The sequence below is a fragment of the Amycolatopsis sp. NBC_01480 genome (assembly GCF_036227205.1).
In the GTDB taxonomy this organism is placed as follows: Bacteria; Actinomycetota; Actinomycetes; order Mycobacteriales; family Pseudonocardiaceae; genus Amycolatopsis.
Window position 1 is genome coordinate 1,682,486 of the sequence record NZ_CP109442.1, and the last position, 25,911, is coordinate 1,708,396.

Below are 25,911 nucleotides of genomic sequence, written 5' to 3' on the forward strand. Positions count from 1 at the left end.
CGGCTCAGGCGAGCAGGGACTTCGCGAGCGTCGGCAGGTCCACCCCGGCGACACCGTCGAGGACGTGCCACGGCGCGAGCCAGCCCGAAGCGGCCAGCTCGTCGTACACGGCGGCGCACCGTTGCTGCAGGGCGTCGTCGGACTCGAAGGCGTCGCGGGCACGGTCGGCTTCCGTCGCGGCGCGGCGGACCGCGCGTTCGGCGGCGACTTCGGGGGCCACGCGCAGGAGCAGGTGCGCGTCCGGGCGCGGCAGCGCGAACCGGCCGATCTCCAGGTCCCACACCCACTGCACCACTTCGCCGTCGGCGGACTGACGCAGGCGCGCGGCGGCGTACGCGGCATTCGAGGCGACGTAACGGTCGAGCAGCACCACGTCGTGCTCCGCCTGCAACGCCCGGATTTCGTCGGCGGCGCCGCTGCGGTCCAGCGCGTACAGCATGGCCATGCCGTACACCGAGTCGGCGAGGTCGCCGTGGCCGCGATGCAGGGCTTCACGCACGAGGTCGGCGTGGACGCTGCGGCCGTAACGCGGGAAAGCGAGAGTCGCGACGCTCGCCCCGATTTCGCCGAGGGCAGCGGTCAGCCCGTCCGCCAGGGTGCGCTTGCCCGCACCGTCCAGACCTTCGATCACGACCAGTCGCCCCACGCCGCCCAGCGTAACGGGGCGGGGCCGGGGATGGTCGACCGGCGGCCCGGCGGGAGGGACGGCACCGCCGGGCCGGCGGTCCGTCTAGGCGGCCTCGCGGCGCGCGTACACCAGGTATCCCGCGCCGCTCATGACCAGCAGGCCGGCGAGGATGACCAAGGCGATCCACGCGTCGTCGTGGGCCGGCGGCGCCTGGCCGCGGTTGTCGCCGTCGCGGGGCAGGACGTTGCTCACGAGGCTGTAGCTGTACGGGCCCGCGAGCTTGTCGGCGTCCTGGGCGGAGACCGTGTGCCGGTAGCCGGTGAGGACGGCGCGGTGGCCGCGCATCAGCAGGGCGCCGGACGACAACGCGAGCCCGGCGGCGGCGGTGCGCGCCCGGGCGAGGTCGGCGTTGCTGACTCCGGCGGGCTGCGCCGCGCCCGCGCCCGGTGCCGTCGCCAGCAACGCCAAGCCCGCAAGCACCACGAGCACCAGGAGGCGGCGGCTGATCGCGCCGTCCCGGTGAGTGCGTGCGTCCAGGTGAAGCCCGGTGTCCTCCGACTGCAGAGCACGTCCTGAGTGGACGCCGGCGGAACGAATCCGTATCGACATCACCGCCACGGACCCCTTTCGCCGCACGTCACGAACCCGGCCATCGGTCGTCACAACGGTGAACAGTGCGGTGACCGAGAGCAAGGTGCTCTTCCGGTGATCAGGGTGTTCCGGGGTTGTTGTGGAACACGGAACGGGCACCCTTCCGTGGCCAACCACCCCAAACGGGGGTCGGACCGACTACCGTGCGCTGCTAACGTGAACGTTCCGCGGTGTTCACGCCCAGCGCAGACACTGGTCGGGTGAAGGGACAAGCGGTGGCACAAGACAGGGAAGGTCCACTGATCATCGAACCTGCCCGGCGGGGCGCGAACGACCTGCCGACCGAGCTGGCCGACGCGCTGCGGACCGGGGAATTCCACCTGGTGCTGAGGCTCGCCATCGGCCACCGCGGCCTGTCGCTGGCCCGGCTGCGGGCCCACCTCGCGCTCCGGGGTGTCCAAATCGGACAGTCGACGCTCAGCTATTGGCAGCGCGGTCTGCGCCAGCCCGAAGTGCCCAAGGCGCTGCCGGCCGTCCGCGCGCTGGAATCGGTGCTGCAACTGCCCGCCGACTCGCTGGTGGTGCTGATCGGCCCGCGCTCGGCGCGCCCGCGCGGGCACCAGGCCGCGGTGTCGTTCTACGACCTGCGCTCGGGCGACGTCGGTTCGATCGTCGACAAGCTGCTCACCGACCTGGGCGTGCTGCCGTCGGCCAGCCACTCGAACGCCGACCTCGAACTACTGTCGGTGCACGACACCATCACGCTGGACGCCGAACGGCGGCAGGTGAGCATCCGGACGCGCCTCGTCGTGCGCGCGCGGCGGCATGGTCCAGACCGCTACGTGACCGTGTACAGCGGCGATCCGGGCTGCCGCATCGACGACGTCGAGATCATCACCGCGGAAGGCTGCCGCGTCGGGCGCATCCGGCGCCACCCCGGCGGCGAGATCATGGCGACCGAACTGCTCTTCGACCGCAAACTCGGCGAGGGCGACGTCCACGTCTTCTGCTTCGAAATGCGCGACGACTCGGGCGCGGTCTGCCCCGGCTACTACCGCATGCTGCGCGACCAGTGCTCCAGCTACCTGCTGCAGATGCAATTCGCGGCCGAGGCCATGCCCGCCCGCTGCACCCGCGAAATCCGCGCCCGCGACGACGCCATCCCCGTCGAAACCGAAGAACTCCCGTGCGACACGGGCGGCGTGACCAGCGGCTACTTCCGCGACCCCGGGCCCGGACTGGCCGGGATCGCGGTGGAGTGGAACTGAGGCGACGGCTTCCCGCGAAGGTGCGGACCGGGCCTGGCGCCTGAAAACGCTCGCCGTCAAGGCCTCCTTACCCGCGTCGGACGCGGGCAAGGAGGCCTTGACGGGCTCTGGTCGAGGACGGCCGAGGCGTCCGCGGATCCGGCCGGTTCGCTTGGAACTGCGGCCACGGTGTTTCCACCGGCGCCGTGCCGAACCGGCTTCCCGCCAACACCCGTCCGGCGTCAGGGCAGGTCGAAGCCGTTGACCCCCGGCTGCCGCCGGGCAGTTCCGTCCGGCCTGTCGGCGACAGCTTGCAGCACCTCGACGACCAGGGCGTTCATGCTGCACCCATCCGTCTTGGCCTTCGCCTTCAGCAGTGTGTGCAGTTCGTCGTCGATCCGGGTCATCATCCGCTTCATGCCGCCATGCTCGCTGTTGGCAAATGCAGGCGAAAGGCCGCCCCGGACACCCTCCGGAGCGGCCTTTCGCCAGAAAAAACGCCTAAGAACTCAGTACCGGTAATGCTCCGACTTGAACGGGCCCTCGACGTCCACGTCGATGTACTCCGCCTGGTCCTTGGTGAGCTTGGTCAGCTCGCCGCCGAGGGCGTCGAGGTGGATGCGGGCGACCTTTTCGTCGAGTTTCTTCGGGAGGCGGAAGACCTCCTTGTCGTACTCCTCGTGCTTGGTGAAGAGCTCGATCTGCGCGATCACCTGGTTCGAGAAGCTGTTCGACATCACGAACGACGGGTGGCCGGTGGCGTTGCCGAGGTTCAGCAGCCGGCCCTCGGACAGCACCAGGATGGTGTTGCCGTTCGGGAACACCCACTCGTCGACCTGGGGCTTGATGTTCACCCGGCGGATGCCCGGGTAACGCGCCAGGCCGGCCATGTCCAGCTCGTTGTCGAAGTGGCCGATGTTGCCCAGGATCGCCTGGTGCTTCATCTGCGCCATGTGCTCGACCATCACCACGTTCTTGTTGCCGGTGGTGGTGATCACGATGTCGGCCTCGCCGAGCACGTTCTCGAGCCGCTTGACCTGGTAGCCGTCCATCGCGGCCTGCAGGGCGCAGATCGGGTCGATCTCGGTGATGATCACGCGCGCGCCCTGGCCGCGCAGGGACTCCGCGGCGCCCTTGCCGACGTCGCCGTAGCCGCAGACCACGGCGACCTTGCCGCCGATCAGCACGTCGGTGCCGCGGTTGATGCCGTCGATCAGGGAGTGGCGGATGCCGTAGCGGTTGTCGAACTTCGACTTGGTCACCGCGTCGTTCACGTTGATCGCCGGGAAGAGCAGCTCACCCGCGGCCGCGAGCTGGTACAGCCGCAGCACGCCGGTGGTGGTCTCCTCGGTGACCCCGCGGATCCCCGCGCCGACGGTGGTCCACTTCGAGTTGTCGGCCGCGGTGGAGGCGCGCAGCAGCTCCAGGAAGACCTTCCACTCGTCGGGGTCGTTGTCGTCGGTGGACGGCACCGCGCCGGCCTTCTCGAACTCCGTGCCCTTGTGCACGAGCATGGTGGCGTCACCGCCGTCGTCCAGGATCATGTTCGGGCCTTCGCCGTCCCAGGTGAGCATCTTCTCGGTGCACCACCAGTACTCCTCCAGCGACTCGCCCTTCCAGGCGAACACCGGCACGCCCTTGGGCTCCTCGGGGGTGCCGTGCGGGCCGACGACCACGGCGGCGGCCGCGTGGTCCTGGGTGGAGAAGATGTTGCAGGAGGCCCAGCGGACCTCGGCGCCGAGCGCGACCAGCGTCTCGATCAGCACGGCGGTCTGGACGGTCATGTGCAGCGAGCCGGAGATCCGCGCGCCCCGCAGCGGGTAGACCTCGGCGTACTCCCGGCGGAACGCCATCAGGCCCGGCATCTCGTGCTCGGCCAGGCGGATCTCCTTGCGGCCGAACTCGGCGGCTTCGAGGTCGGCGACGGCGAACTCGATGCCGCCCCGGGTGTCGTGCCGCTTGGCAACGCTTTCGGGGGTCATAGTGCGGTTCCTCCAAGGATTGATGGCACCTGAACAGTACCGTTGTCGGCTCGACACCCACACGATCGGATTAGGAGACCCTTACCGTGCCCGCCCCACTGCCCGGCCCTGACACCCGCATCGTCGAGCTCAGGGTGGCCGGACTAGCAGGCACGCAGGGCGAAACCCTGCTCGACGCGGTTTCGACGGTGGATGTCGCGGGTGACGGGATCGGCCGGGTGGTGCGCCCGGCGGACCGGCTGCGGCGCCCGGCCCCGGGGCCGGTGGTGCCCGCACTGGGCCGGTCCATCCCGCGCACGCTCGAAGGATACCTGTGGAGCCGGATGACCTCCGGCACTGCCGCGAAGGCCACCTGGGCGCTGCTGTTCCCGTTCTCCCTGGCCAATGTCGCGTTCTGGATGCTGCCGCCGGTCCGGCGCGCGCGGTGGCTCGGCGGCCTGTGCCGCGGGCTGCTGCGCGTGGCTTCCGTGCTGCTCACGATGCTGCTGCTCGGCCAGATCGCGGCGACCGCGCTCGACCTGTTCGCGACGCAGTGCCTGGCACCGGGCACCGGTTGCCTGCCGTGGGTGCCCTCGGGGCTGCGGAGTTCAGCGCCACGGCTGGGGGTCGGCGGGGTGCCGCTGCTGCTGGTGATCTTTGTCCTGCACCGGATTTCGTCGGCGAACTGGCAGGTGCACGCGCCCGAGACCCGCAAACGCACGTCACCGATGCAGCTGCGCGCGGACCCGGAAGCCCCGGGCATGTCGGCGACGCACACCGTCGCGGCGCTCGCGTGCGTCTCGCTGCTGCTGCTCGGCGGGCCGTTCCGGGTGCCGTCCGGCACGCTCGACCTGATCGCCTGGATCTGTGTGCTGGCACTGGTGCTGACGGTGATAGTGGGCGCGGCCGTCGGCAGTGACCCCGGACGGATCGCGCGCCGCAGCCTGATCACCTTCGCCACGCTGCTGTTCATCGCGGCCGCGGTGCTGGCCGCGCCGCTCCCGGCACGCGGCGGGCTGCCGGGCACCGACGCGACCGTCGAAGGCCTCGGCGGCGCGCTGCTCGTCGTCACGGTGCTGTTCGCGCTCGCGCTGGTGCCGGCCGCGCTGCTGGCCCGGCCGCTGTGGAAGAAGCGGCCGCATCGGCTGCGCCCGTGGCTCGGCGGCTGGGCCGCGGCGCCGGTGCTCGCCCTCGCCGGCTTGCTGGGCGGCGGTTTCGGCGCGGGGCTGGCGGTCGCCGTCCGGCGCCTGCTCGGCACCGAAGGGCTGCGGCTGCCCACGACGTACGACCTGATCACGGTCCTCTGGGGCGGCGGGCTCGCGCTGATCGTGGTGCTGAGCGTGGCCGGGTTCGCGATCGCGGTGCCGCTGCGCCGGTGGCGGCGCGGCATCCCGGCGATCGTCGAGCTGATGGAGCACGACCTCAAGCAGGAGACCGCCGCCGCGCGCGCCTGGGCCCGGTCGGCCTGGGAGCGGCGGCACCTGCACCACCTGGCTTTGATCGTGGCGATGGCCCTGTCCGTCGGCGGCGCGGCGCTGCTCGTGGTGCGGTTCGGCTTCAACACCCGGCCGGACTGGTTCACGCCGGTCGCGGCCGTCGGCGTTTTCGCGCTCGGCGGCTTGGCCGCGGGACTCGTGCGGGTCGTCTACTCCGCCGCCCGGGAACCGCAACGCGGGCGGCATCTCGGCATGTTGTCGGACCTGGTCTCGTTCTGGCCGCGCGCCGCGCATCCGACCGTGCCGCCGTGTTACGCGCTGAAGGTCGTGCCGGAGCTGGCCGGACGCGTCAAGGAGCACCTCGCCGAGCCGGGCACGCGGGTGGTGCTGGCCGGGCAGAACCTGGGCAGCCTGCTCACCGTGCTCACGGCCGCGCGGCTGATGGCGGAGCTGCCCGAGGACGAGCGCGAGCGCGTCGGGCTGCTGACCGCGGGCTCGCCGCTGCAATGGGGTTATCAACGGGCGTTCCCCGCGATGCTGCCGGAGGAGTCGCTGGCCGGGTTGTTCGGCGACCTCGACGGCCGCTGGCGCGCGCTGTGCCGGGGCACGGACATCTTCGGCGGCGGCGTGACCACCTGGCGGCACAAGGTTTCCGGCCGCCACCTGATCGGCGACGGCTACCTGTCCGACGGCGGCTCGGGCCCGCTCGAGACGACGTCGGAGTCCTCCGGCGTGCTCGTGCTGGGCGGCGACCACTGGCTGCCCGACCCCTTGCGCGGCCCGGACGGCCGGACTCGCTGGGCGCCGGGAGTGCTCAAGCACACGGACTACGTCGCCGACCCCGAATGGGACCACGCCGTCGCGATGGCCGCGGGCCTCGGCCGGCCGAGTACCTGGGCGTCCCGGCACGGCGAGCAGGGCTCGTTGTTCGGCGATCTGCCGCGCCCGCGCTGAAACCCTTGCCCCATAAGGAAAAGGGGGCCTCCGCTCGTGGGCGAACGAGCGGAGGTCCCCTTCACCGGGAATCCTTGTTACGTCAGTTGGTGCCGCGACGGCGCAGCTTCAGCAGCGCCAGCAGGCCTCCACCCAGGACCAGCAGCAGGCCACCGGTCCAGACCAGCCACATGTTGTCGAAACCGGTGTTGGCGAGGCCGCCGCCGGTGCCGCTCTCGTTGCCGGCCGGCACGACTGCCGGGGCGCTGGTGCTGGTCGGCGTCGAGGTCTCGGCCGGAGCCGAGGTCGGGGCCGCGGTCGGCGTGCCGGACGGCTGCGACGGCTTGGTCGGCTCCGTCGTCGGCGCCTTCTCGGTGCCACAGGCGAACCAGTGGTCGACCTTCGGCTGGCTGTGGTCGAAGCTGAACGGCGCGATCAGGTCGTTCCAGGGCAGGTCCTTGCCCAGTGTCTGACCCTGCGCACCCTTCTTGCCCGGCACGTACACCGCGTGGCCGTCGTCGCCGCCGACGACGACGATCGCCTCGACCGTCACGCCTTCCTTGACGCCGGTGATGCTCACGGACTTGCTCTTGGGGCCACCGGTGAAGGTGAAGTCACCCTGGTCGAGCGTCTTGCCGCTGATGCCGCGGATGTCGGAGCACTTGGTGACGTCGGTGCCCGGCGTGGGGTTCGCGCGGCCGTCGCCCGACGTGCACGCGAGGGCGGACGTCGCCGACCCGAGCAGGGCGAGACCGGCCACGGCGGCGATGGTCAGACCGGCGCGAACGGGTCGTCTGGACATGGTGGGCATGAGGAACTCTCCTGTACCGAACGGGGGACATCGAGCAAGATCAGTGCACCCTCTGTGGATTCCCCTGCCACTCACCGCGTGAATTACACCGAAGTGATTAACCCGTCAGAGGGAGTCAAGGCTCGGAAGGTATCGCATATGGGTCAGACGGTCACCCAGCGTCCGAGAGCCGATCCAAAGCGAGACGCGTCGGTTATCGTTCCGTGACAAATCTGCGCTTATGTCCCGAATCGGTTACCTCGGGCAACCTCGCCGGGACTTGGTGAATCCCCAGGTCAGGACACGAAACGGCCCGCCGTCCCGAGGGGGACGACGGGCCGTGACGAGTGCAGTTGCGGTCAGTCTTGCGAAGCCGCCGGAGGCCCTTCGGGCTCGCCAGCGTGCGAAGCGGTGGGCGCCTCGCCCGCGGCCTGGCGCTTGCCCAGCAGCGAATGCCGCCGGCTGTAGGCAAAGTAGATCACCACGCCCACGACCATCCACACGATGAACCGCAGCCAGGTCAGCACGGTCAGGTTCAGCATCAGCCACAGGCAGGCCACGATCGCCAGCACCGGGATCACCGGCATCCACGGCACCCGGAACGCCCGCGGCAGGTCCGGGCGCGTCCGGCGCAGCACCATCACGCCCGCCGACACCAGGATGAACGCGAACAGCGTGCCGACGTTGACCATCTCCTCCAGCTTGTCGGCCGGGAAGAACGTCGCCGCGAGGGCGACCAGGCCGCCGACCACCAGCGTCGCGCGCTTCGGCGTGCCGCTGCCGCCGGTCTTGGCCATGCTGCGCGGCATCAGGCCGTCACGCGACATCGCGAAGATGATCCGGACCTGGCCGAGCATCAGCACCATGACCACCGTGGTGAGGCCGGCCAGCGCGCCGAACGAGATGATGTTCGCGGCCCAGTCCACGCCGTTGGCGGAGAACGCCGTGGCGAGGGTCTTGTGGCTGCCGTCGCCCGCCGAAGTCGCCAAGTCCTTGTAGGACACCATTCCGACGACCACCAGCGACACCGCGACGTACAGGATCGTGACGATCGCCAGCGAGCCGAAGATGCCGCGGGGCACGGACTTCTGCGGGTTGCGCGTCTCCTCGGCGGTGGTCGCGACGATGTCGAAGCCGATGAACGCGAAGAACACCAGCGAGGCGCCGGCCAGCAGGCCGAACACCCCGAACGAACTGCTGCCGCCGCCCGCGATGAGCGAGAACAGCGACTGGTCGACACCGGTCTCCGAGGAGGCGGAGGCGCCCTGGCCGGGCGGGGTGAACGGGGTGTAGTTCGCGCCCTTGATGTAGAAGAGGCCGAGCACGATCACGAACAGCACCACGGCGACCTTGACGCCGGTGATCACCATGGAGAACCGCGAGGACAGCTTGGTGCCGATCGCCAGCAGCGTGGTCAGCACGGCGACCAGGACGAACGCGCCCCAGTCGACGGTCACGCCGCCGAGGTCGAACGTCGTCTTGGTGCCCTGGCCGAACAGGTAGCCCAGCACCGTCTCGAGGTAGACCGACCAGCCCTTGGCCACCGCGGCGGCGCCGACGGCGAGCTCCAGGATCAGGTCCCAGCCGATGATCCACGCGACGAACTCGCCGAACGTGGCGTACGAGAACGTGTACGCGCTGCCCGCGACCGGAACGGTGGAGGCGAACTCGGCGTAACACAGCGCGGCGAGCGCGCAGGCGATCGCCGCGAACACGAACGCGAGCGACACCGACGGGCCCGCGTAGTCACCGGCCGTGCGCGCGGTGAGCGTGAAGATGCCCGCGCCGATGACCACCGCGACGCCGAACACAGTCAGGTCCCAGGCGCTCAGGTTTCTTCGGAGCTTGGTGTCCGGTTCATCGGTGTCCGCCATGGACTGCTCGATGGACTTCGTGCGCCACAAACCCGTCCCGGGCAACGTGAACCTCCTGCGGTGACCTGCGTGAATCGGGGTAAATCACCCTATCGCGTCAACCCCGGCACGGCCCAGCAGAGTCACCGCGTCAGGCCGGCGTGCGATCGAGGTCCGGCTCCAGGTAGATCAGCGCCGCGACCGGGACCTTCGCGCGGACGCGGGCCTCGGCGTCGTCGATGGCCTCGGCGACCTGCGCGGTGTCGAGGCCGGGCACCAGCGCGAGCTTGGCGGCCACGAGCAGCTCGTCCGGGCCGAGGTACTGGGTGCGGATGTGGATCACGCGCTCGACCTTGCCCGCGGCCAGCTCGTCGATGATCGTCGCCAGGTCGGTGTCGGTGGCGCCCTCGCCGATCAGCAGGCTCTTCATCTCCACGATCAGGATCACCGCGATGATGCCGAGCAGCACGCCGATCATCACGGTGCCGAGGCCGTCCCACACCGGGTCGCCGGTCAGGGTGGACAGCCCGACGCCCAGCAGCGCGAACACCAGGCCGATCAGCGCGCCGCTGTCCTCCAGCAGCACCACCGGCAGCTCGGGCTCCTTGGCCTGGCGGATGAACCGCCACCAGCCGGCGTTGCCCTTGATCTTCCTCGACTCGCCGACGGCGGTGTAGAAGCTGTAGCCCTCCAGGCCGATCGCCACCACGAGGATGATCACCGCGACGATCGGCGAGTCCAGCGGCTCCGGTGCGATGACCTTGTGGATGCCCTCGTACAGCGCGAACGCGGAGCCGAGCGTGAACAGCATCAGCGCGACGATGAACGAGTAGAAGTACCGCTCCCGCCCGAAGCCGAACGGGTGCTCGCGCGTAGCCTGCCGCCGCGACGTCTTCTGCCCGAGCAGCAGCAGCCCCTGGTTCGACGTGTCGGCCAGCGAGTGCACCGACTCCGCCAGCATCGACGAGGACCCGGTCACCAGGAACCCGGCGAACTTGGCCACCGCGATCCCGGCATTGGCCGCGAGTGCCGCGACGATCGCCTTCGTACCGCCACCAGCTGACACTGTCTGCTCCCCTGTTTCCGCGGACGGGCCACCCGCTTGCGCCGGATCACCGCTGGGCCGGATGCCTGAATTGCCCGATCGGAGCCTAGAGGATCAGCTGGGGGTCCGAAGCCGCGGCTACTCCTCGCAGGTACCGGCAGTAGCGCGGAACAACTGGGCCCGGGCCCCGTCCAGCGGACGGACTTTGACGGCCGGGTCGGCGGCCGGGAGCCAGACCGACTGGCCGCGGCGCAGCTCGATCCGCTCGCCGTCGTCGGCGGTCACCAGGAGGTCGCCGGCGGTGCAGAGCAGGATCTGGGGGCCGGCGGAGTCGACCTCGATTTCGGTGGGGTCGTCGGCGGTCCACTCGACGCGCGAGAGCTCGAATTCCGGGGCGTCGGTGTGGTAGACGGCCATCCGGTCATCCGCGCATTCACCGGGCTGCACCGGCATTTCGCCGCACGCGAAGTCGACCACGCGCAGCAGCTCGGGCACGTCCACGTGCTTCGGCGTGAGGCCGCAGCGCAGGATGTTGTCCGAGTTGGCCAGGATCTCCACGGCGGTGCCGCTGAGGTACAGGTGCAGGTTGCCGGCCGGCAGGTAGATCGCCTCGCCCGCGCGCAGGGTCAGGCGGTTCAGCAGCAGGGCCGCGAGCACGCCGGCGTCACGCGGGTGCGCCTCGCCCAGCTCCAGGATCGTGCGGCACTCGGTCGCGAACTCGCCGTGCTCCTTGACATGTTGGACGCAGGCGTCGAGCACCTCCGGCAGCAGCCCGTCCAGCGAGGGCTGCGGCAGCGTGATCCACGTGGTGAACAGCGCGCGCAGCCCGGACGGGTCCGGCTGCGCCTCGAGCAGGCCGGTGTACTTCGCCAGGCCCGGCGTCTCGATCGCCTTCAGCAGCTTCATGGTGCGGCCCGGGTCCCGGAATCCGGCCAGCGCATGGAATTCCGTGAGCGCGCAGACCAGCTCCGGCTTCGCCGTCGGGTCCGGGTAGTTGCGGTTCGAGGCGTCCCGCGGAATCCCCAGCCGCTCCTCGCGCGCGTGCCCTTCGGCGGCCTGCGCGGCCGAAGGGTGCGCCTGCATCGAAAGCGGTTCCTCGGCGGCCAGGATCTTCAGCAGGAACGGCAGCCGGCCGCCCCAGCGTTTCGCGCAGCGTTCGCCGAGCTGGCCGACCGGATCGGCGTCGACCAGTTCGAGCAGGCTCCGTTCCGTGCCGTCCGGGCCGATCACGTGGGACGGGTCGCCCGGGTGGGCGCCCATCCACAGCTCGGCCTCGGGGTGCGGCGCCGGCACCGGACGCCCCAGCAGCTCCGGGATCGCGGTGCGCGATCCCCAGGCGTACGGCCGTACGGCGTTGCGCAACAGCTCCACTGTCACCTCAACTCCCAATCCTTCCCGTCGGCCGGAGCCGACGTGGTGCGCCGCGGCACCCTCGCGCGCCGGCTCGTCGTTACGCCGTGGCCGGCTCGTAGCGTCCGGCACCACCGATGCTGCCTGCTGCAAGCCCGAGATAAACAGCAGAAAGTTCGAATCTCAGCGCCAGCACGGCCGCGCGGACGATCTCGTCCGACTCGAACTCCTCCGCCGGCGCGATCACGTCCACCCCGGGCAGCAGCTCCTCGGCCTCGAACCGCGCGGCCTCGGCGGCCTGCCCGGTCCGCACCGAGAGCAGCAGCACCCGGGTCTCGGTGCCTTCCGGTGAGTCGTCCGGGTCGGCGAAAATGTCACGTCCCCCGCCGCCCGACTGCGCCCGGATGCGCAACGCCGGCCGCGCGAGCGCCTGCCGGTAGTCCTCCACGTCGCACACCATCGCCGCGTGGGCCGCGTACGCGTGCGCCGCGTGCTCCCCGACGGCGACCGCCACCGGGTCCAGCCCCCACAGCAGCGGCACCCGGTCGGCAACGCGCAAGGCCAGCGCCTTCGCCGGGTTCGCGAACGAATCCCGGGCCAGATAGTCCTTCTCGGCCTCGAGGTCCAGCTGGTCGGCCAGCGCCTGGACGTCGGCGACCAGCAGCCCCAGCGCGTTCGCCGTGAGCAGCCCGGCGGCGAGCCCGCGTGGGAACGCCAGCTCCGGCGGCACCGGCACGCGCGGGGCGAGCACCAGGCCCTTGCCCGCGACTGCAGCGGCGACGGGGCCGTCCGGCGGCGCGGACAGCACCACGGAAGCGCCGAACCGGGCCGCCCGCTCCAGCGAAGCGGCCAGCTCGCGGTCACCCGCATCGTCGGTGTGCGCGAAGACCACGTCGAGCGCGCCGATCCACGACGGCACTGCCTCGGCCACCACCACCGGCACCGGGCACGACGGCGCGAGCAGGGCCGCGAGCAGGCGGGTCAGCGTCCGGCTGACACCCGGCCGGTCGATCAGCACCACCGAGCGCGGCCGTCCGACGTCGAGCCGGTCGCTCAGCCCGATCTCGGCCGCGGCCTCGGCGGCGGCCCGGACCTGCGCGCCCGCCATCGCGGCGGCACGCAGCAGCCCCGCGCTGTCGGCCTCGGCCAGCCGCGCGGGATCGTCAAGCAGGGAATCGTCAAGCACTGTCGGCATGGCTGTCATCCGGGTCTCCCGTGGCATCGCCCTGGCCGGGCGCCTGCCCGTCGACTACGGCCTCGTCCAGCAGCAGGACGGGGATCCCGTCGCGGACCGGGTACACCCGGCCGCACTCGGTGCAGGTCAGCGCCTCGGCCTCCGGGTCGGCCGGGGTGCCGGGCCGCAGGGGCGCGTGATCCGCCGACGGGCAGGCGAGGATCTCCAGCAGCTGTGCGTCAAGCGTGATGGCCATGGTTCCTCCATACCACGCGCAGGTGGGTGGTGACGGGCGTTTCCCGGCTACGGTTCGGCCAGGAAAAGACCCTCGGCACGGCCTCTTCAGGCCCGGACAATGGACAGCACGTCGTCGGTCAGCGCCTCGACCGCGGCGCGGTCGGCGGCCTCCACGTTCAGCCGCAGCAGCGGCTCGGTGTTGGACGGGCGCAGGTTGAACCAGGCGCCGCCCGGCAGCTGCACGGTCAGCCCGTCCAGCTCGTCGATCTCGACGCCGGACTTGTCCGCGTACGCGTCCTTGACCGCCATCATGCGCGCGACCTGGTCGGTGACCGTCGAGTTGATCTCGCCGGACGCGGCGTAGCGGGAGAAGTCCTGGGTGAGCGCGGACAGCGGGCCGTCCTGCTCGCCCAGCGCGGCCAGCACGTGCAGCGCGGCCAGCATGCCGGTGTCGGCGCGCCAGAAGTCGCGGAAGTAGTAGTGCGCGGAGTGCTCGCCGCCGAAGATCGCGCCGGTGCGCGCCATCTCGGCCTTGATGAACGAGTGCCCCACGCGCGTGCGCACCGGCTTGCCGCCGTGCTCGGCGACGATCTCCGGCACGCCCTTGGAGGTGATCAGGTTGTGGATGACCGTGCCGCCCGGCTCCTTGACCAGCTCGCGCACGGCCACCAGCGCGGTGATCGCGCTCGGCGAAACCGGCTCGCCGCGCTCGTCGACCACGAAGCAGCGGTCGGCGTCGCCGTCGAAGGCCACGCCCGCGTCCGCGCCGACTTCGCGGACCTTCGCCTGCAGGTCGACGATGTTGGCCGGGTCGAGCGGGTTGGCCTCGTGGTTCGGGAAATTGCCGTCGAGCTCGAAGTACATCGGGACGATCTCGATCGGCAGCCCGTCGAAGACCGTCGGCACGGTGTGCCCGCCCATGCCGTTGCCGGCGTCGACCACGATCTTCAACGGCCGCGAGCCGGACAGGTCGACGAGGTTGCGCAGGTAGGCGGCGTAGTCGTGGAGCACGTCCTGCTCGGAGACGGTGCCGCGCTTGCCCTCGAACGACGGCACACCCTGCTCGACGGTGTCGCGGATCTCGGCGAGGCCGGTGTCCTGCCCGACCGGGGCGGCGCCGGCGCGGCACATCTTGATGCCGTTGTACTTGGCCGGGTTGTGGCTCGCGGTGAACATCGCGCCCGGCAGGTTGAGCGAGCCCGAGGCGAAGTACAGCTGGTCCGTGCTGGCCAGGCCGATCGAGACCACGTCGATGCCCTGCGAGGTCACGCCGTCGGCGAACGCGGCGGACAGCTCCGGCGAGGAGTCGCGCATGTCGTGGCCGATCACCACGGCCGGCGCCTCGGGCTTGATGAGCAGGGCGAACGCGGCGCCGAAGTCACGGACGAGGGCCGCGTCGAGCTGCTCGCCGACCACGCCGCGAATGTCGTAAGCCTTCACGATGCCCGAAAGGTCTGGCACGCCGTCTCCCCGCCGATAGTCGTCCCGGCGCCGGACGCGCCGCGCGGAAAGCCTACCGGCGGGAGCCTGGTTCAGGCGCGCCCGGGGAGCACGCGGAGATGGCCGCGCCTGCCGGACGGGGCGTCGGGCTCCGGCGGAGGGGCCGGGCGGTCCGAGCGGCCGGCCTCGCGCACGGCCTCGGCCAGCGCGGTCAGCTCGTCGTTCGAGGGGTCCGGAGCGGCGAAGGCGCCCTCGTGGCGCACGACCTCCCAGCCCTTGGGCACGGTGAGCCGGAGTGCGTGGGCTTCACAGAGGTCGTACGAATGCGGTTCGGACGCGGTGGCGAGGGGGCCGACGACGGCGGTCGAATCGCTGTAGGCATACGTGAGCGTGGCGACAGCGGGCTCGGGGCAACCCGTTCGCGAACATTTCCGTACGCTCCGCACGATCGAGAACGATAGCGCGTCGTGGCAAGGGGGCACCGGCGACACGCGCGTGGGGCCGGTGACCGCATAGACTTACCCGGTGGCGACGGCTCGTGACTACCGACAGCGGCGGCGTCTGCGCAGGGACCGGCACGGCCGGGGCCTGCGCGGGACGCTCTATCCGGCGTCCCTGCCCGCTGCCGCGAGCCGGGCGGAGCGGTTCGACGCGCTGGTGCTCGACGCGCTCGAGCCGATCGAGGCCCGCTGGCGCCACGAGCTGACCACGCTGGACGTGGCGGTCGACGACGTCCCGGAGGTCAACGCGGACAGCCGCGCCCCGATCGACGGCGTCCTGCACGACGGCGCCGTGCCGCTCTCGCGCCTGGTCCCGGCCGGGGTCGACCGGGCCGGCCTGCCGACGCGCGCCCGGATCGTGCTCTACCGGCGCCCGCTCGAAGCCCGCGCCAAGGACCCCGGCGAGCTGGCCGACCTGGTGCACGACGTGCTCGTGGAACAGGTCGCGGGCTACCTGGGCGTCGAACCGGACGTCATCGAAGGCGACTGACCTCCGGCCCAGCCCGGCCCGGCCCGATGCGCCCCAATGTGGCGTTCGGTGCGTGGAATCGGGGCTGGGCGCGGAGCGTCTCCGTTGAGGGTGGTGGTGGGGCAGGACTGGAGCACCCAACGCCACATTGGGGCGCTTCAGGCAGTGCGGCGACGCCGGGGCGGCACCGCGGTCAGCGCGGTGAACAGCACCGCGGCGAGCTGCACGAGCAGCAGCAGACCCCGTTCAGTACCCGGGAAAGTCACCGAAACCTCCGACGGCGACGGCGGGATCGAGACCGCGACCTGGTGCCCCCAGGCGGGCACGATCGGCACCGCCTTGCCGTTCACCGTCGCCTGCCAGCCTGCTTCCTGCTCGGCGGCGAGGACCAGCAGCCGTCCGGTCGGGCCGTCGGAGGCGCGGACGCGGACGTCCGGCAGCCGGGCGTCGACCGGGGACACGCCGGGGGACGCGCCAGGCGCGCCGCCGCCGGTGACCGCCTGCTTGGCCAGTTCCGGGGAGATCAGCTCGACCCCGCCGGACTTCGCCACGAGCTTGAGCACCGGGCGGCCGTCGGACATCGGGGCGGCGGTGGCCGCCAGGTCGCCGGCGATCGCCGTGAACGGCCGCAAATCCGTGCCCTGCGGGAAGACCACGTACTGCACGCCGGACGCCGAGGCGGCGGCGAAGGCGCGCTTCACCGCGTTCGCGTCGCCCTGCCCGAGGTCGCGGCGCCAGCCGGCGAGCCGGTCCGGGGTGCCGGGGGTCGGCGCCAGCTCGTCGTCGCCGAACAGCGCGAGTCGCCCGCCGGTCTGGCGCGGCGGCTCCCCCAGCCGGCTCAAGTCGAGCACCGCGCGTCCCGAAGCAGCGATGTCGGCCGCCACCTCCGGCGCGAGCTGGGCCGGCGGCTGCGCGGTCAACGGACCTTCGTGCCCGGTCACGACGGCGCCCGCGCCGAGCGCGGCGAGCACCACCACACCGGCGATCCCGGCCGCTTTCGGCAGCCAGGGCGCCGGCATGCCGGACGAGCCGCCGCGCTGCCAGGTGGCGAGCACCGCCCACAGCAGCCCGGCGCCGACCACCAGCAGCGGCACGCCGGTGTAGCCGGTCGCGGCCGCGCCGCCGTGCAGGGGCGTCACCGGGATCTGCCGCACGAGCACCACGCCGAGCACGCCCAGCACGGCGAGCGCGAGCCCGCCGGCCACCCGCCGCGTCGGCCGGACCACGAGCGCGACGATCGTCGCCGCCAGCACCACCACGCCGATCGGCCAGGCGCCGGGCCCGCCCGGGGTGAGCCCGGCCAGATCGGTGCCGGACGCGGGCGCGGCCGGCCCGCCGAGGCCGTGCAGCAGCAGTTCGGGGTGCTTCAGCAGCACCGTCGGCCACGGCAGCAGCAGCACCAGCGGCAGGATCACCACGATCCCGACCGACGCCACGCGGCGCGCGAGCCCGGTCGGGGCCGGCAGCACGACAAAGCCGATCAGCAGGCCGGCCAGCGCCAGCGCGTGCGCGAGCGGCGAGAACGCGCCGAGCAGCGCAACACCGAACGCGGACAACGCCGAGACGTGCAGCCACCGCGTGCCCGGCCGGGTCAGCAGCCGCGTGATCCCGGCGACCACCAGCGGCAGCACGAGGTGGACCACCACCACGTCGAGCCGCCCCTGCGCGACGGACGCCGTGGCCGCCGGCAGCAGCGCGTACGTCGCCGCGACGACCGCGCGCACCCAACGCCGCACGGGAAGCTTGCGCGTGGCCGCGTACGCGCTCAGCCCGGCCAACGGGATGTCGCCGATGAGCAGGATCGCCACCAGCGCGGCGGGCCCGCCGATCGGCGTGAAGATCGCGCCGATGGTGCCGAGCACGGGCAGCGTTGCCGGCGCCGGCGCGCCCGTGCCGCCACCGATCGCGTGCCACGGCGAGAGGTAGGCCGACCAGATCTCGCCGAGCCCGCCGACCGGCAGCAGCCCGCCGCCGGACAGGTCGAGCCCGAGCCGTCCGGCGTTGACCGCCAGCGCGAGCGCGATCAGCACCACGGCGAGGACAAACGGCGGCGCGAACACCGTCGCGGCGAGCACGCGCCGGCGGTTCACCTCCACGAAGACCAGTTCCGGCTCGCCTGAAGCCGGGGCCGGGCGCGGCACCGGCGACGGCCGGGCGTCCTCGGTCTCCAGCGGCTCGGCGCCCTCACTGTCCTCAGTGGCCGGTGCCTCGTCACGCGTCGGCGCCTCCGGCAACGCGACGGCGACGACCGTGCCGGGCCGCCGCAGCCCGGAGCCTCGGGCGCTCAGTCCCCGCAACGCCCCGGCGGGCAGCGCGTCGGGCCCGACCGGCCGGCCGGCGGTCGCGGCGAGCGCCTCCGGCGGGATCCACGCCGAGTCCTGCTGGACGCCCTCGGGGACCGTGCCGAGCGCCATGTCGCTCTCCACGCCCTTGCGCACCAGGCCGACCACCCCGGCGCGCACGGCGTTGCGCAGCCGCGTGAGCCGTCCGGTGAAGAGTCCACGGACCGTGCCGGGGCGCGGGATTTCCCGCCGCCGGGCCCGCGCGGCCCGCAGTTTTCCCCGGCCGCTGCACAGATATCCGAGGGCCGAAAGCTCCGCGCCGGCCTCGGACGTCCGGCGCAGCACGAAGAACACGAGCGCGCGCAACACCAGCAGCACCGGCAGCCGGATCAGCCCGAACCAGAACGAAAACGGCGAGCAGTTCACCAGGAACACCCGCAGCCCGTGGGCCCGGTTCAGCGCGGCGAGCGACGAGGGCACGGCGTCGGGCGAGCGCTGCCCGGTCGTGAGGGCGCGCGCGTGCCGCAGCCGCGCGGCGGGCACGGACAGCACGAGCGAGCCGGCCGCGTTCGCGCGCCAGCCGAAGTCGAGATCCTCACGCAGCAGCGGGAACTCCTCGTCGAAGCCGCCGAGGTCCTCCCAGAGTTCCCGGCGCACCAACGATCCCGCGCTGGGGACCGCGAGCACCTCGCTCGGCCCGCCGTCGGCCGCGGCCATCTGCTGGCGGTGCCCGGAGGCGTCGGTGGACAGCCCGGCCTCGACGACGAGGCGCGGGTCGGCCCAGTCGAGCCCGAGCGGACCGAGCACCTTCGCCGACGGCGTGACCTCCGCCGCGTGCAGCAGCTGTTCCAGGCAGTCGGGCTCCGGCGCGCAGTCGTCGTGCAGGATCCACAGCCACGCGCCGGGGTCGCCCCAGCGCTCGACGGCGTGCTCGACCGCGGCCGCGATCGCCGCAGCGAAGCCGGTTTCACTCGATAGGGTGACGACGCCGGACAGCACCGGTGGTGCGTCAGAGCCCGTTGCCACGCCGTGGGGGTCGGCCGCCTCAGCCAGCAGCCGGGCGGTCCGGTCGGTCGACCCGGTGTCGACCGCGAGCACGTGCCGTGGCCGGATCGTGCTGCGGCGCAAGGAAGAAAGCGCCAGCGGCAGCCATTCTTCGCCGTCGTGACAGACCACAATGGCCAGAACTGGCAGCGTCCGCACGGCGGACGGAGCGACGGTGCGGGTCAACAACCACTCCTGGACAGGCGGCGGACGGGTGCGGCCACCCTACGGCCTCACCTCGTCGCCGGGCGTCGACCCACGCCGTTCACCGGGCCGGTTCCACCGTGTGGACCCGGGCGCGGGCTTGCTTCTGGACCGAGTGCGCCAGAGGTGCGCCGTCGCCGCCGACGCAGGGCTCGCACGGGGCTTGCCGCCAGCTGACACCCCATCGCGTGGCATTTTGCTCAAAAGTGTCACTCTCGCCTGGTCAAGACGCTACCCTCGGCCGTGTTTTGCCGGTTTTGCCGCATCACGCGGCCGCGGCTTCCGATGCTTCGGCCGTGCTCACCGACCTGAAAGGTGCCCCATGTCCACTCGCGCGCTCCCCCTGTACGTCACGGGTTTCGCCCTGCTGGTCGCCGGCTGCTCGGGCGGGGGCACCCCCTCGGCGGCGCCGCCGTCGTCTTCGAACGGCACCCCGCCCGCGGCCTCGACGTCCGCCGCACCGACCTCAACGCAACCGGTCACGACCACGCAGGCCGCGCCGTCGACGAAGAAGCCGGCCGCCGGCGCGGTCGAGCGTTACGAGACTTTTCTGCACGCGGTGGGCAACCAGGACGTCAGCACGGCCTGCGAAATCGCCGCGCCCGCCGCCAAGAAGGCGCAGGACGAGGGCATGGGCCCGTGCGAATCGACGTTCCCGATCACGTTCTCGATGTTCAGCCCGGCGCAGCGGAAGGCCCTGCAGGCCGCCACCGTGGACCGGGCCCGCATCACCGAGTCCGCGACGAGGGTCGACATCCCGGCGAAGGCGGTCAAGTCCGCCGCCAAGTTCACCGACAGCGACCTCGGCGACGCCGTTCTGGAGCTACGCAACGGAAACTGGTACGTCACCGACTGACCGCCCCGCAACGGCGACCTTCAGCCCCGACTTGATCACACTGAGGACTACGCCACTCCAGGCCCGAAACCCCGCCCAGCCAACAACTTCCCGGCAAAGACCGGCCGCACTCCACACCGCAAGGCGACCACCCCGGGGGTCCGGGGGCGTGCCCCCGGGCGGGGCCTGGGGGTTGCACCCCCAGAAGGCACTGACGCGCGAGGTGGTTCGCGCTTTCCGCGAACACACCCCACCGCCGAAGCAGGCGTCACACCACGCGTTTCTTCAGCTTTCGCCGCTCTCGCTCGGACAGGCCGCCCCAGATGCCGAAGCGCTCGTCATGCGCGAGTGCGTACTCGAGGCACTCGTCCTTGACCTCGCAGCCCAGGCAGATCCGTTTGGCTTCACGGGTGGAGCCGCCCTTCTCGGGGAAGAACGCCTCCGGGTCCGTCTGCGCGCACAGGGCGCGCTCCTGCCAGTCCTGCTCTTCTTCACCGGCATCGAAGAGGTCGGTCAGATCCCCCAGTTGCTGCTCCGGGTTCTCTCCCCAACCCACGACGTGCCCCCACTCCTTGTTATCCGCTTCCGACCGCACGTCCGCCTCCTCGCTCCTACGCACTCCCCAGGCTGGCGGTGGTGAAACGACACCCGCTGTCCCCTCTCGACAACGAATGACATCACTGTGATTACACCCGTGTAGTGCGATCAGGTCAAGCGGAGTAGCGAGTTCGGGGGATACCTCTCGCCCCGGTGCGCAAGGGGACACGCCGGAGACTTCACACCGGGCATACGGAAGACTGGTGGGGTGCAGAGATCAGCAGTGCGGCCCAGCCCGGTCTTCTTCGGCATCCTCGCGGTGGCCGTCCTAGGCGGCTTCCTGGCCGCCTACGGCGATTCCGCGTCCCTGTTCGGCAGCAAGGACCCGATGTTCATCGCCGGGGTGGTGCTGCTGGTGGCGGGGGGCTGGATCGCCTCGCTGACGCTGCACGAGTTCGGCCACGCCATCGTCGCCTACCGCGGCGGCGACGGAGGCATCGCCGACAAGGGTTACCTCACGCTCGACGTGCGCCGGTACACCGACCCGGTGCTGTCGATCCTGCTGCCGCTGATCTTCCTGCTGATCGGCGGCATCCCGCTGCCGGGCGGGGCGGTGTGGATCAACCGGGGCGCGCTGCGCACCCGGGCCACCTCGATGTGGGTCTCGCTGGCCGGCCCGCTGAGCAACCTCGGCGTGGGCGCCGCGCTCTGCCTGGTGATCGCGCTGGTGCCGATGGCCCAGGGCCTCTTCTACGGGCTGTCCTACCTCGCGCTGCTGCAGGTGATGACGTTCCTGATCAACATCCTGCCGATCCCGGGCCTGGACGGCTGGGGCGCGCTCGAGCCGTACCTCTCGCCGCAGGCGCGGGAGTTCGGCGCGCGGGTGCGGCCGTGGGCGCCGCTGGTGCTGTTCGCGCTGCTGTTCGGCTTCCAGGCGGTGTCGAACCTGCTCTGGAACGTGGCCGGCGCGATCTTCCGCGCGCTCGGCGGCAGCGGCATCGCCGGGGCGATCGGGCAGACCGCGTTCCTGTTCTGGCGCAACTGACCCCGGACTCGTGAGTGGCTATGCCGGTTAGAACCGGCATAGCCACTCACGAGCCCGACCAGCGCGAGTTGGCCATGAGCCACACGTGGGCGCGCTTCCACACCTGCTTGAGGCCGTGCCGTTCGCCGAAGTAGTCGCCCGCCGCGCCGACGACCGGCAGCAACCCGAGCGCACGGTGGTAGAAGCGGCCCCGCGGCCGTTTCTCCAGTTCCTCGGTGATGCCCCAGAGCGAGCGCCCGAGCCGCCAGAGCGTGCCGGCGACGGCCTTCACTGTCACCCGTCCGTGTTCACGCTTGGAGTCCGTCAGCTCTTCGGTGAGCTTCGCCGCTTCACTGTCCTCTGCGGACTCATCGTGCGCGGCGTGCTTGCCGTCGGCCAGCGCCGGATCGATGTCGCGCTCGAAGAGCACCGCGGCGATCAGGCGTACGCGGCTGCCGACGTCGGTCACGCCGTACTCACCCGCGATCGCGCACAGCAGCAGACCCTGCGACGCGGCGCCGAGCGTGTCCTGCACCGGCAGCCGGTCCGCGAGCGCGCCGCCGAGGCCCGGGATCGAGGTGAGCAGCGCGGTGAACCGGCCGACGCGGTTGACCCACCAGCCGGCGCGCTGGTCGATGTCCATCGCCGCCCAAGCCGCGGTGCCGGGCACCTTCACCGACGTCAACGCGTCGAGCACCTTCTTCTTGAAACCCGCGTCGCCGAACTCCTCGTTGTGCGCGGCGCTGCGGGCGCGCGCCTGGAGGCCGAACGGGTCGGACTCGCGTAGCGCGTCGAGCATCGGCGCCGAGGCCCGGACGAACGGGCGCAGCACCGCGACGACCTGGCTGTCGGAGATCGAGTCAGCCACGGGCTGCCGTCCGATCCGGGGCCGTCCGATCCGCGGCGGCCCGGCCGAGCCCGCCGCCGAGCACCAGCGCCGCCGGCAGCGCGCTGGCGCCGAGCAGCAGCAGCGCGCGCCAGTCCTGCACCAGCACCAGGTCACCGCCCGGGCCGAACAAACCGAGGCCCAGCACCGTGATCACCCAGACGACCAGCGGCACCCAGGACAGGCCCGGCCGCACGAGCTTGCCGGCGGTCAGCACCAGCCACGGCGTGGTGACCGCGCCGACGAGCACGGTCAGCGGCAGCGGCACCACGTCGAGCGGGCCGACCCGCAACGGAAGGAAAAACAGCTCGAGCACACCCAGCACCAGTGCGTCCAGGCAGAGCAGGACCAGCATCAGGCGCCGGCCCGCCGGCAGCGGAGTCGTCATGTCAGAGGCCGCCGAACAAATCGGTCGCGGCGCCCGCGGCGTCCCCGTGCGCGAGCACGAAGTACTCGGCGCCCGGGATCGGCTGGGCGATGTCGTTGGTCAGCGCGAAGTGGACCACGTCGCCGTCGACGACCGTCAGCTGCGTCTCGTGGGCGCGCAGGGCCGCCAGCTTCGCCGGGAGGTGGGCCGAGATGTCGAGCACGGTGCTGACCTTCTCATCCGGGGTGCCGGGGAGCTCATCCCCCGCCGGTACCCGGAAGGGTGACGAGCCGTCGGCGCGCAGTTCCGCCAGCCCGGCGTCGACCGCGGTGCGCGAAGGGACCACATGGAAGACGCGTTCGACGGACTCCGCCCCGGGCGCCGCGGCCATCGTGACGTCGTGGGCCCGGATGTGGTCGGGGTGGCCGTACCCGCCGAAGGCGTCGTAGGTGACCACGACCTGCGGCCGCAGCTCGTCGATCAGCGCGCGCAGCTGCACCGCCTGCTCGTCGATGAGCCCGCCGGCGAACGCGCGCGGGTGGTCGGCGGCCGGGGTGCCCGCCATGCCGGAGTCGCGCCAGCGGCCGATGCCGCCGAGGTACTCGTGCCGGGTCACGCCGAGCGCGGCGCACGCGGCGGCCAGCTCACCCGACCGGTACCCGCCGAGCTGGTCGGCCGCGCCGGCCGCCAGCTCGGCCAGCCGCGGCGGGACGATCTCGCCCTCTTCGCCCAGGGTGCAGGTGACCAGGAAGACCTCCGCGGCCTCCGCGGCGTAACGCGCCATCGCACCCCCGGTGGTGATGCTCTCGTCATCGGGGTGGGCATGGACCAGCAGCAACTTTCGGATCACACCGATCAGGTTAATTCCTTGTCACTTCGGGTTCCGTCACGGCTGTGTGACTACTCCTTTCGCAGGGTCCACAAAAGGGAAGGCGTCCGTTATTGTCCCCCGGGCGAATGACTCACCCGAGCAGTGGACAAGTCGCCACGTTCATCCGTTTAGACACACGATCGACTACTCGCCGTAGTCGATCACCGGCAGAAACCGTGGTAGAGCTAGGCAAGACGAGATTGCTGTTCCATCACAATCTCACTGAGAGTGTCCGGATCGATAGTTTTGACGGCTGTCCACTGCCTAGGTTGCACGACTACGGTGAGCAAACTCGATTACATCGAAGCTTGCGGTCAGGAAGAGGTCGCCTCGCAAACCCGCGACGGCGTCGAGCAAGGAGAATCAATGTTAGTGACGACAAGGTCGCGCGCCGTGAAGCTAGGTGCGTTCGTCGCGGGCGCGGCCCTTCTGCTCTCCGCCTGTGGCGGCGGTGGTGGCAACAGCGCAGTGCAGACCGGGCAGGCATTCGCCGACTGCGACGCGAACCCGAACACCTGCAACACGGCCGCGGCCGACCAGCTGCAGGACGGCGGCGACGTCACGTACGCCATCGAGAAGAACATCCCGAACTGGAACGTCGTCTCGGCCGAGGGCAACGTCTTCGAGACCGGCGAGGTCACCAAGGGCATCCTGCCTTACACCTTCTACGCGACGCCTGACCTCAAGCCGGTGCTGAACAAGGACTTCGTCGAGTCGGCGGACGTCACCAGCACCAACCCGCAGGTGGTCACCTACAAGATCAACCCGAAGGCGGTCTGGTCGGACGGCACGCCGTTCTCGGCCGACGACTTCGTCTACAACTGGAAGACCCAGAACGGCAAGGACTGCCCCGACTGCGCCGCGGCCAGCACCTCGGGCTACGACCAGGTCTCCTCGGTCGTCGGCTCCGACGGCGGCAAGACGGTCACCGCTACCTTCTCCAAGCCGTTCACCGACTGGCGCCAGCTGTGGAGCTCCTCGGGCGCGATGTACCCGGCGCACCTGGCCGCCCAGCACGGTGACACCACCACCCCGGCCGGCCTCGCCGCCTCGTTCAAGTGGTTCGGCACGACCGTCCCGACCTGGTCGGGCGGCCCGTGGAAGATCTCGAAGTTCGTCAACAACCAGTCGGTCACGATGGTCCCGAACGACAAGTTCTGGGGCGCGAAGCCGAAGCTGGCCAGTGTGGTCTTCCGCGTCATCACCGACGCGACGCAGGAGCCGACCGCGCTGCAGAACAACGAGGTCCAGGCCATCTACCCGCAGCCGCAGGTCGACCTGGTCAACCAGGTCAAGAACATGCCGAACATCTCCTCCTACATCGGCCTCGGCCTGCAGTGGGAGCACTTCGACCTGAACCTGAAGAGCAAGGCGCTGGGCGACAAGGCGCTGCGGCAGGCCCTGTTCACCGCGGTCAACCGCAAGGACATGATCGCCAAGACCGTCGGCCAGTTCACCGACAAGGTCCAGCCGCTCAACAACCACAACTTCATGCCGCAGCAGGCCGGGTACAAGGACGTCATCTCCTCGACCGGCCAGGGCACGGGTGACATCGACAAGGCCAAGAAGATCCTGACCGACGCCGGTTACAAGATCAACGGCACGCAGCTGATGGACCCGTCCGGCGCCGCTGTCCCGGCCCTGCGGATCCGCTACACCGTCGGCAACCAGATCCGCCAGAACGAGTGCGAACTGTTCGCGCAGGCGGCGGCCCAGCTCGGCGTCAAGGTCAACGTCTCCTCGACCGACGACCTCGGCACCACCACGACGACCGGTGACTACGACATCATCGTCTTCGCGTGGGTCTCCTCGCCGTTCGTGTTCGGCGGCGCGGTGCAGAACTGGACCACCGGTCAGGGCAACAACTACGGCAAGTACAGCAACCCGCAGGTCGACAACCTGATCGGCCAGGCCAACGCCGAGACCGACCAGACCAAGGCCGCGGACCTGCTGAACCAGGCCGACCAGCTGATGGCGAACGACGCGTACGTGCTTCCGCTCTACCAGAAGCCGACCTTCCTCGCGGCGTCGGACAAGATCGCGAACATGCGGAACAACTCCACTCTGGACGGCCCCGTCTACAACATGGCGGAGTGGGGCCTCCGCAAGTGATCACCACCCGGTAGATTCCTGTTACCGGTGAGGGGCCGGCGCACGCCGGCCCCTCACCGTTTGCCCGTTTCCTACCGTTCCCGAACCGTACGCCC

Annotated in this window: 23 protein-coding genes; 6 read left to right on the forward strand and 17 right to left on the reverse strand. The window is 71.1% G+C overall.

The window, feature by feature from the left end; translation table 11 throughout:
* Positions 1 to 4: 4 nt before the first annotated feature.
* Together OG371_RS07820 and OG371_RS07825 are read right to left on the reverse strand one after the other, a co-directional pair.
* Positions 5 to 646: a dTMP kinase gene (locus OG371_RS07820; RefSeq protein WP_329067050.1), complete on the reverse strand. Its 642-nt coding sequence runs from the start codon at positions 644 to 646 to the stop codon at positions 5 to 7.
* 84 nt (positions 647 to 730) lie between these two features.
* Entirely contained in the window at positions 731 to 1,108 is a 378-nt protein-coding gene (locus OG371_RS07825; protein WP_329067052.1) for a hypothetical protein, read from the reverse strand.
* Between the two features lie 386 nt (positions 1,109 to 1,494).
* On the opposite strand from OG371_RS07825, the gene OG371_RS07830 reads away from it, so the two are divergent.
* Positions 1,495 to 2,487 (forward strand): hypothetical protein, encoded by a 993-nt coding sequence (locus tag OG371_RS07830; RefSeq protein WP_329067054.1) that lies wholly within the window; start codon positions 1,495 to 1,497, stop codon positions 2,485 to 2,487.
* 221 nt (positions 2,488 to 2,708) lie between these two features.
* Here OG371_RS07830 and OG371_RS07835 read toward each other — a convergent pair whose 3' ends face one another.
* Positions 2,709 to 2,885 (reverse strand): toxin-antitoxin system HicB family antitoxin, encoded by a 177-nt coding sequence (locus OG371_RS07835; protein ID WP_329067056.1) that lies wholly within the window; start codon positions 2,883 to 2,885, stop codon positions 2,709 to 2,711.
* 90 nt (positions 2,886 to 2,975) lie between these two features.
* A complete protein-coding gene (gene ahcY, locus OG371_RS07840) occupies positions 2,976 to 4,448 on the reverse strand; it encodes an adenosylhomocysteinase (protein ID WP_329067058.1) in 1,473 nt (490 codons plus the stop codon).
* Positions 4,449 to 4,546: 98 nt separating this feature from the next.
* On the opposite strand from ahcY, the gene OG371_RS07845 reads away from it, so the two are divergent.
* Positions 4,547 to 6,817 carry a hypothetical protein gene (locus tag OG371_RS07845; RefSeq protein ID WP_329072940.1) on the forward strand — a complete coding sequence of 757 codons (2,271 nt, stop codon included), beginning with the start codon at positions 4,547 to 4,549 and terminating at the stop codon, positions 6,815 to 6,817.
* Positions 6,818 to 6,899: 82 nt separating this feature from the next.
* Here OG371_RS07845 and OG371_RS07850 read toward each other — a convergent pair whose 3' ends face one another.
* The 8 genes from OG371_RS07850 to OG371_RS07885 all read right to left on the reverse strand — a co-directional run bounded on the left by OG371_RS07850 (position 6,900) and on the right by OG371_RS07885 (position 15,131).
* Positions 6,900 to 7,598: an LPXTG cell wall anchor domain-containing protein gene (locus OG371_RS07850; protein WP_329067060.1), complete on the reverse strand. Its 699-nt coding sequence runs from the start codon at positions 7,596 to 7,598 to the stop codon at positions 6,900 to 6,902.
* A 347-nt stretch (positions 7,599 to 7,945) separates the two neighbouring features.
* Complete coding sequence (locus OG371_RS07855; RefSeq protein WP_329067062.1) at positions 7,946 to 9,505, reverse strand: amino acid permease; 1,560 nt, start codon at positions 9,503 to 9,505, stop codon at positions 7,946 to 7,948.
* Positions 9,506 to 9,590: 85 nt separating this feature from the next.
* The gene (locus tag OG371_RS07860) at positions 9,591 to 10,505 is read right to left on the reverse strand and encodes a cation diffusion facilitator family transporter (RefSeq protein WP_329067065.1); all 915 of its coding nucleotides are present in this window, start codon (positions 10,503 to 10,505) and stop codon (positions 9,591 to 9,593) included.
* A 117-nt stretch (positions 10,506 to 10,622) separates the two neighbouring features.
* Complete coding sequence (gene manA, locus OG371_RS07865; RefSeq protein WP_329072942.1) at positions 10,623 to 11,855, reverse strand: mannose-6-phosphate isomerase, class I; 1,233 nt, start codon at positions 11,853 to 11,855, stop codon at positions 10,623 to 10,625.
* Between the two features lie 79 nt (positions 11,856 to 11,934).
* The gene (locus OG371_RS07870; protein ID WP_329067067.1) at positions 11,935 to 13,029 is read right to left on the reverse strand and encodes a hypothetical protein; all 1,095 of its coding nucleotides are present in this window, start codon (positions 13,027 to 13,029) and stop codon (positions 11,935 to 11,937) included.
* The gene (locus OG371_RS07875; RefSeq protein WP_329067068.1) at positions 13,013 to 13,264 is read right to left on the reverse strand and encodes a Trm112 family protein; all 252 of its coding nucleotides are present in this window, start codon (positions 13,262 to 13,264) and stop codon (positions 13,013 to 13,015) included. The genes OG371_RS07870 and OG371_RS07875 overlap by 17 nt, the downstream gene beginning before the upstream one ends.
* Before the next feature lie 86 nt (positions 13,265 to 13,350).
* A complete protein-coding gene (locus tag OG371_RS07880) occupies positions 13,351 to 14,706 on the reverse strand; it encodes a phosphomannomutase/phosphoglucomutase (RefSeq protein ID WP_329067069.1) in 1,356 nt (451 codons plus the stop codon).
* Positions 14,707 to 14,777: 71 nt separating this feature from the next.
* Positions 14,778 to 15,131, reverse strand: a complete 354-nt coding sequence (locus OG371_RS07885; RefSeq protein ID WP_091611991.1) for a DUF3499 domain-containing protein — start codon at positions 15,129 to 15,131, stop codon at positions 14,778 to 14,780.
* Between the two features lie 79 nt (positions 15,132 to 15,210).
* On the opposite strand from OG371_RS07885, the gene OG371_RS07890 reads away from it, so the two are divergent.
* Complete coding sequence (locus OG371_RS07890) at positions 15,211 to 15,675, forward strand: metallopeptidase family protein (RefSeq protein WP_091611994.1); 465 nt, start codon at positions 15,211 to 15,213, stop codon at positions 15,673 to 15,675.
* Between the two features lie 137 nt (positions 15,676 to 15,812).
* Here the strand turns inward: OG371_RS07890 and OG371_RS07895 are convergent, their stop codons facing one another.
* Positions 15,813 to 19,166, reverse strand: coding sequence for a glycosyltransferase family 2 protein (locus OG371_RS07895; RefSeq protein ID WP_329067076.1), 3,354 nt, complete (start codon positions 19,164 to 19,166; stop codon positions 15,813 to 15,815).
* Between the two features lie 340 nt (positions 19,167 to 19,506).
* Between OG371_RS07895 and OG371_RS07900 the strand changes: the two genes are divergently transcribed.
* The gene (locus OG371_RS07900; protein ID WP_329067078.1) at positions 19,507 to 20,040 is read left to right on the forward strand and encodes a hypothetical protein; all 534 of its coding nucleotides are present in this window, start codon (positions 19,507 to 19,509) and stop codon (positions 20,038 to 20,040) included.
* Between the two features lie 247 nt (positions 20,041 to 20,287).
* Here OG371_RS07900 and OG371_RS07905 read toward each other — a convergent pair whose 3' ends face one another.
* On the reverse strand, positions 20,288 to 20,614 hold the full coding sequence (locus tag OG371_RS07905) for a WhiB family transcriptional regulator (RefSeq protein WP_442876088.1): 327 nt from the start codon (positions 20,612 to 20,614) through the stop codon (positions 20,288 to 20,290).
* Positions 20,615 to 20,839: 225 nt separating this feature from the next.
* Between OG371_RS07905 and OG371_RS07910 the strand changes: the two genes are divergently transcribed.
* Complete coding sequence (locus OG371_RS07910; RefSeq protein WP_329072946.1) at positions 20,840 to 21,601, forward strand: site-2 protease family protein; 762 nt, start codon at positions 20,840 to 20,842, stop codon at positions 21,599 to 21,601.
* A 46-nt stretch (positions 21,602 to 21,647) separates the two neighbouring features.
* Here the strand turns inward: OG371_RS07910 and OG371_RS07915 are convergent, their stop codons facing one another.
* From OG371_RS07915 to mshB, 3 genes are read right to left on the reverse strand one after another with little or no spacing between them, the layout of a single operon-like run.
* The gene (locus OG371_RS07915; protein WP_329067080.1) at positions 21,648 to 22,448 is read right to left on the reverse strand and encodes a hypothetical protein; all 801 of its coding nucleotides are present in this window, start codon (positions 22,446 to 22,448) and stop codon (positions 21,648 to 21,650) included.
* Entirely contained in the window at positions 22,441 to 22,854 is a 414-nt protein-coding gene (locus OG371_RS07920) for a hypothetical protein (protein ID WP_329067082.1), read from the reverse strand. The genes OG371_RS07915 and OG371_RS07920 overlap by 8 nt, the downstream gene beginning before the upstream one ends.
* 1 nt (position 22,855) lies before the next feature.
* A complete protein-coding gene (gene mshB, locus OG371_RS07925) occupies positions 22,856 to 23,692 on the reverse strand; it encodes an N-acetyl-1-D-myo-inositol-2-amino-2-deoxy-alpha-D-glucopyranoside deacetylase (RefSeq protein ID WP_442876148.1) in 837 nt (278 codons plus the stop codon).
* 378 nt (positions 23,693 to 24,070) lie between these two features.
* Here mshB and OG371_RS07930 point away from each other — a divergent pair, with 378 nt between their 5' ends.
* Positions 24,071 to 25,816 (forward strand): ABC transporter family substrate-binding protein, encoded by a 1,746-nt coding sequence (locus tag OG371_RS07930; protein WP_329067086.1) that lies wholly within the window; start codon positions 24,071 to 24,073, stop codon positions 25,814 to 25,816.
* The last annotated feature ends 95 nt before the right edge of the window (positions 25,817 to 25,911 follow it).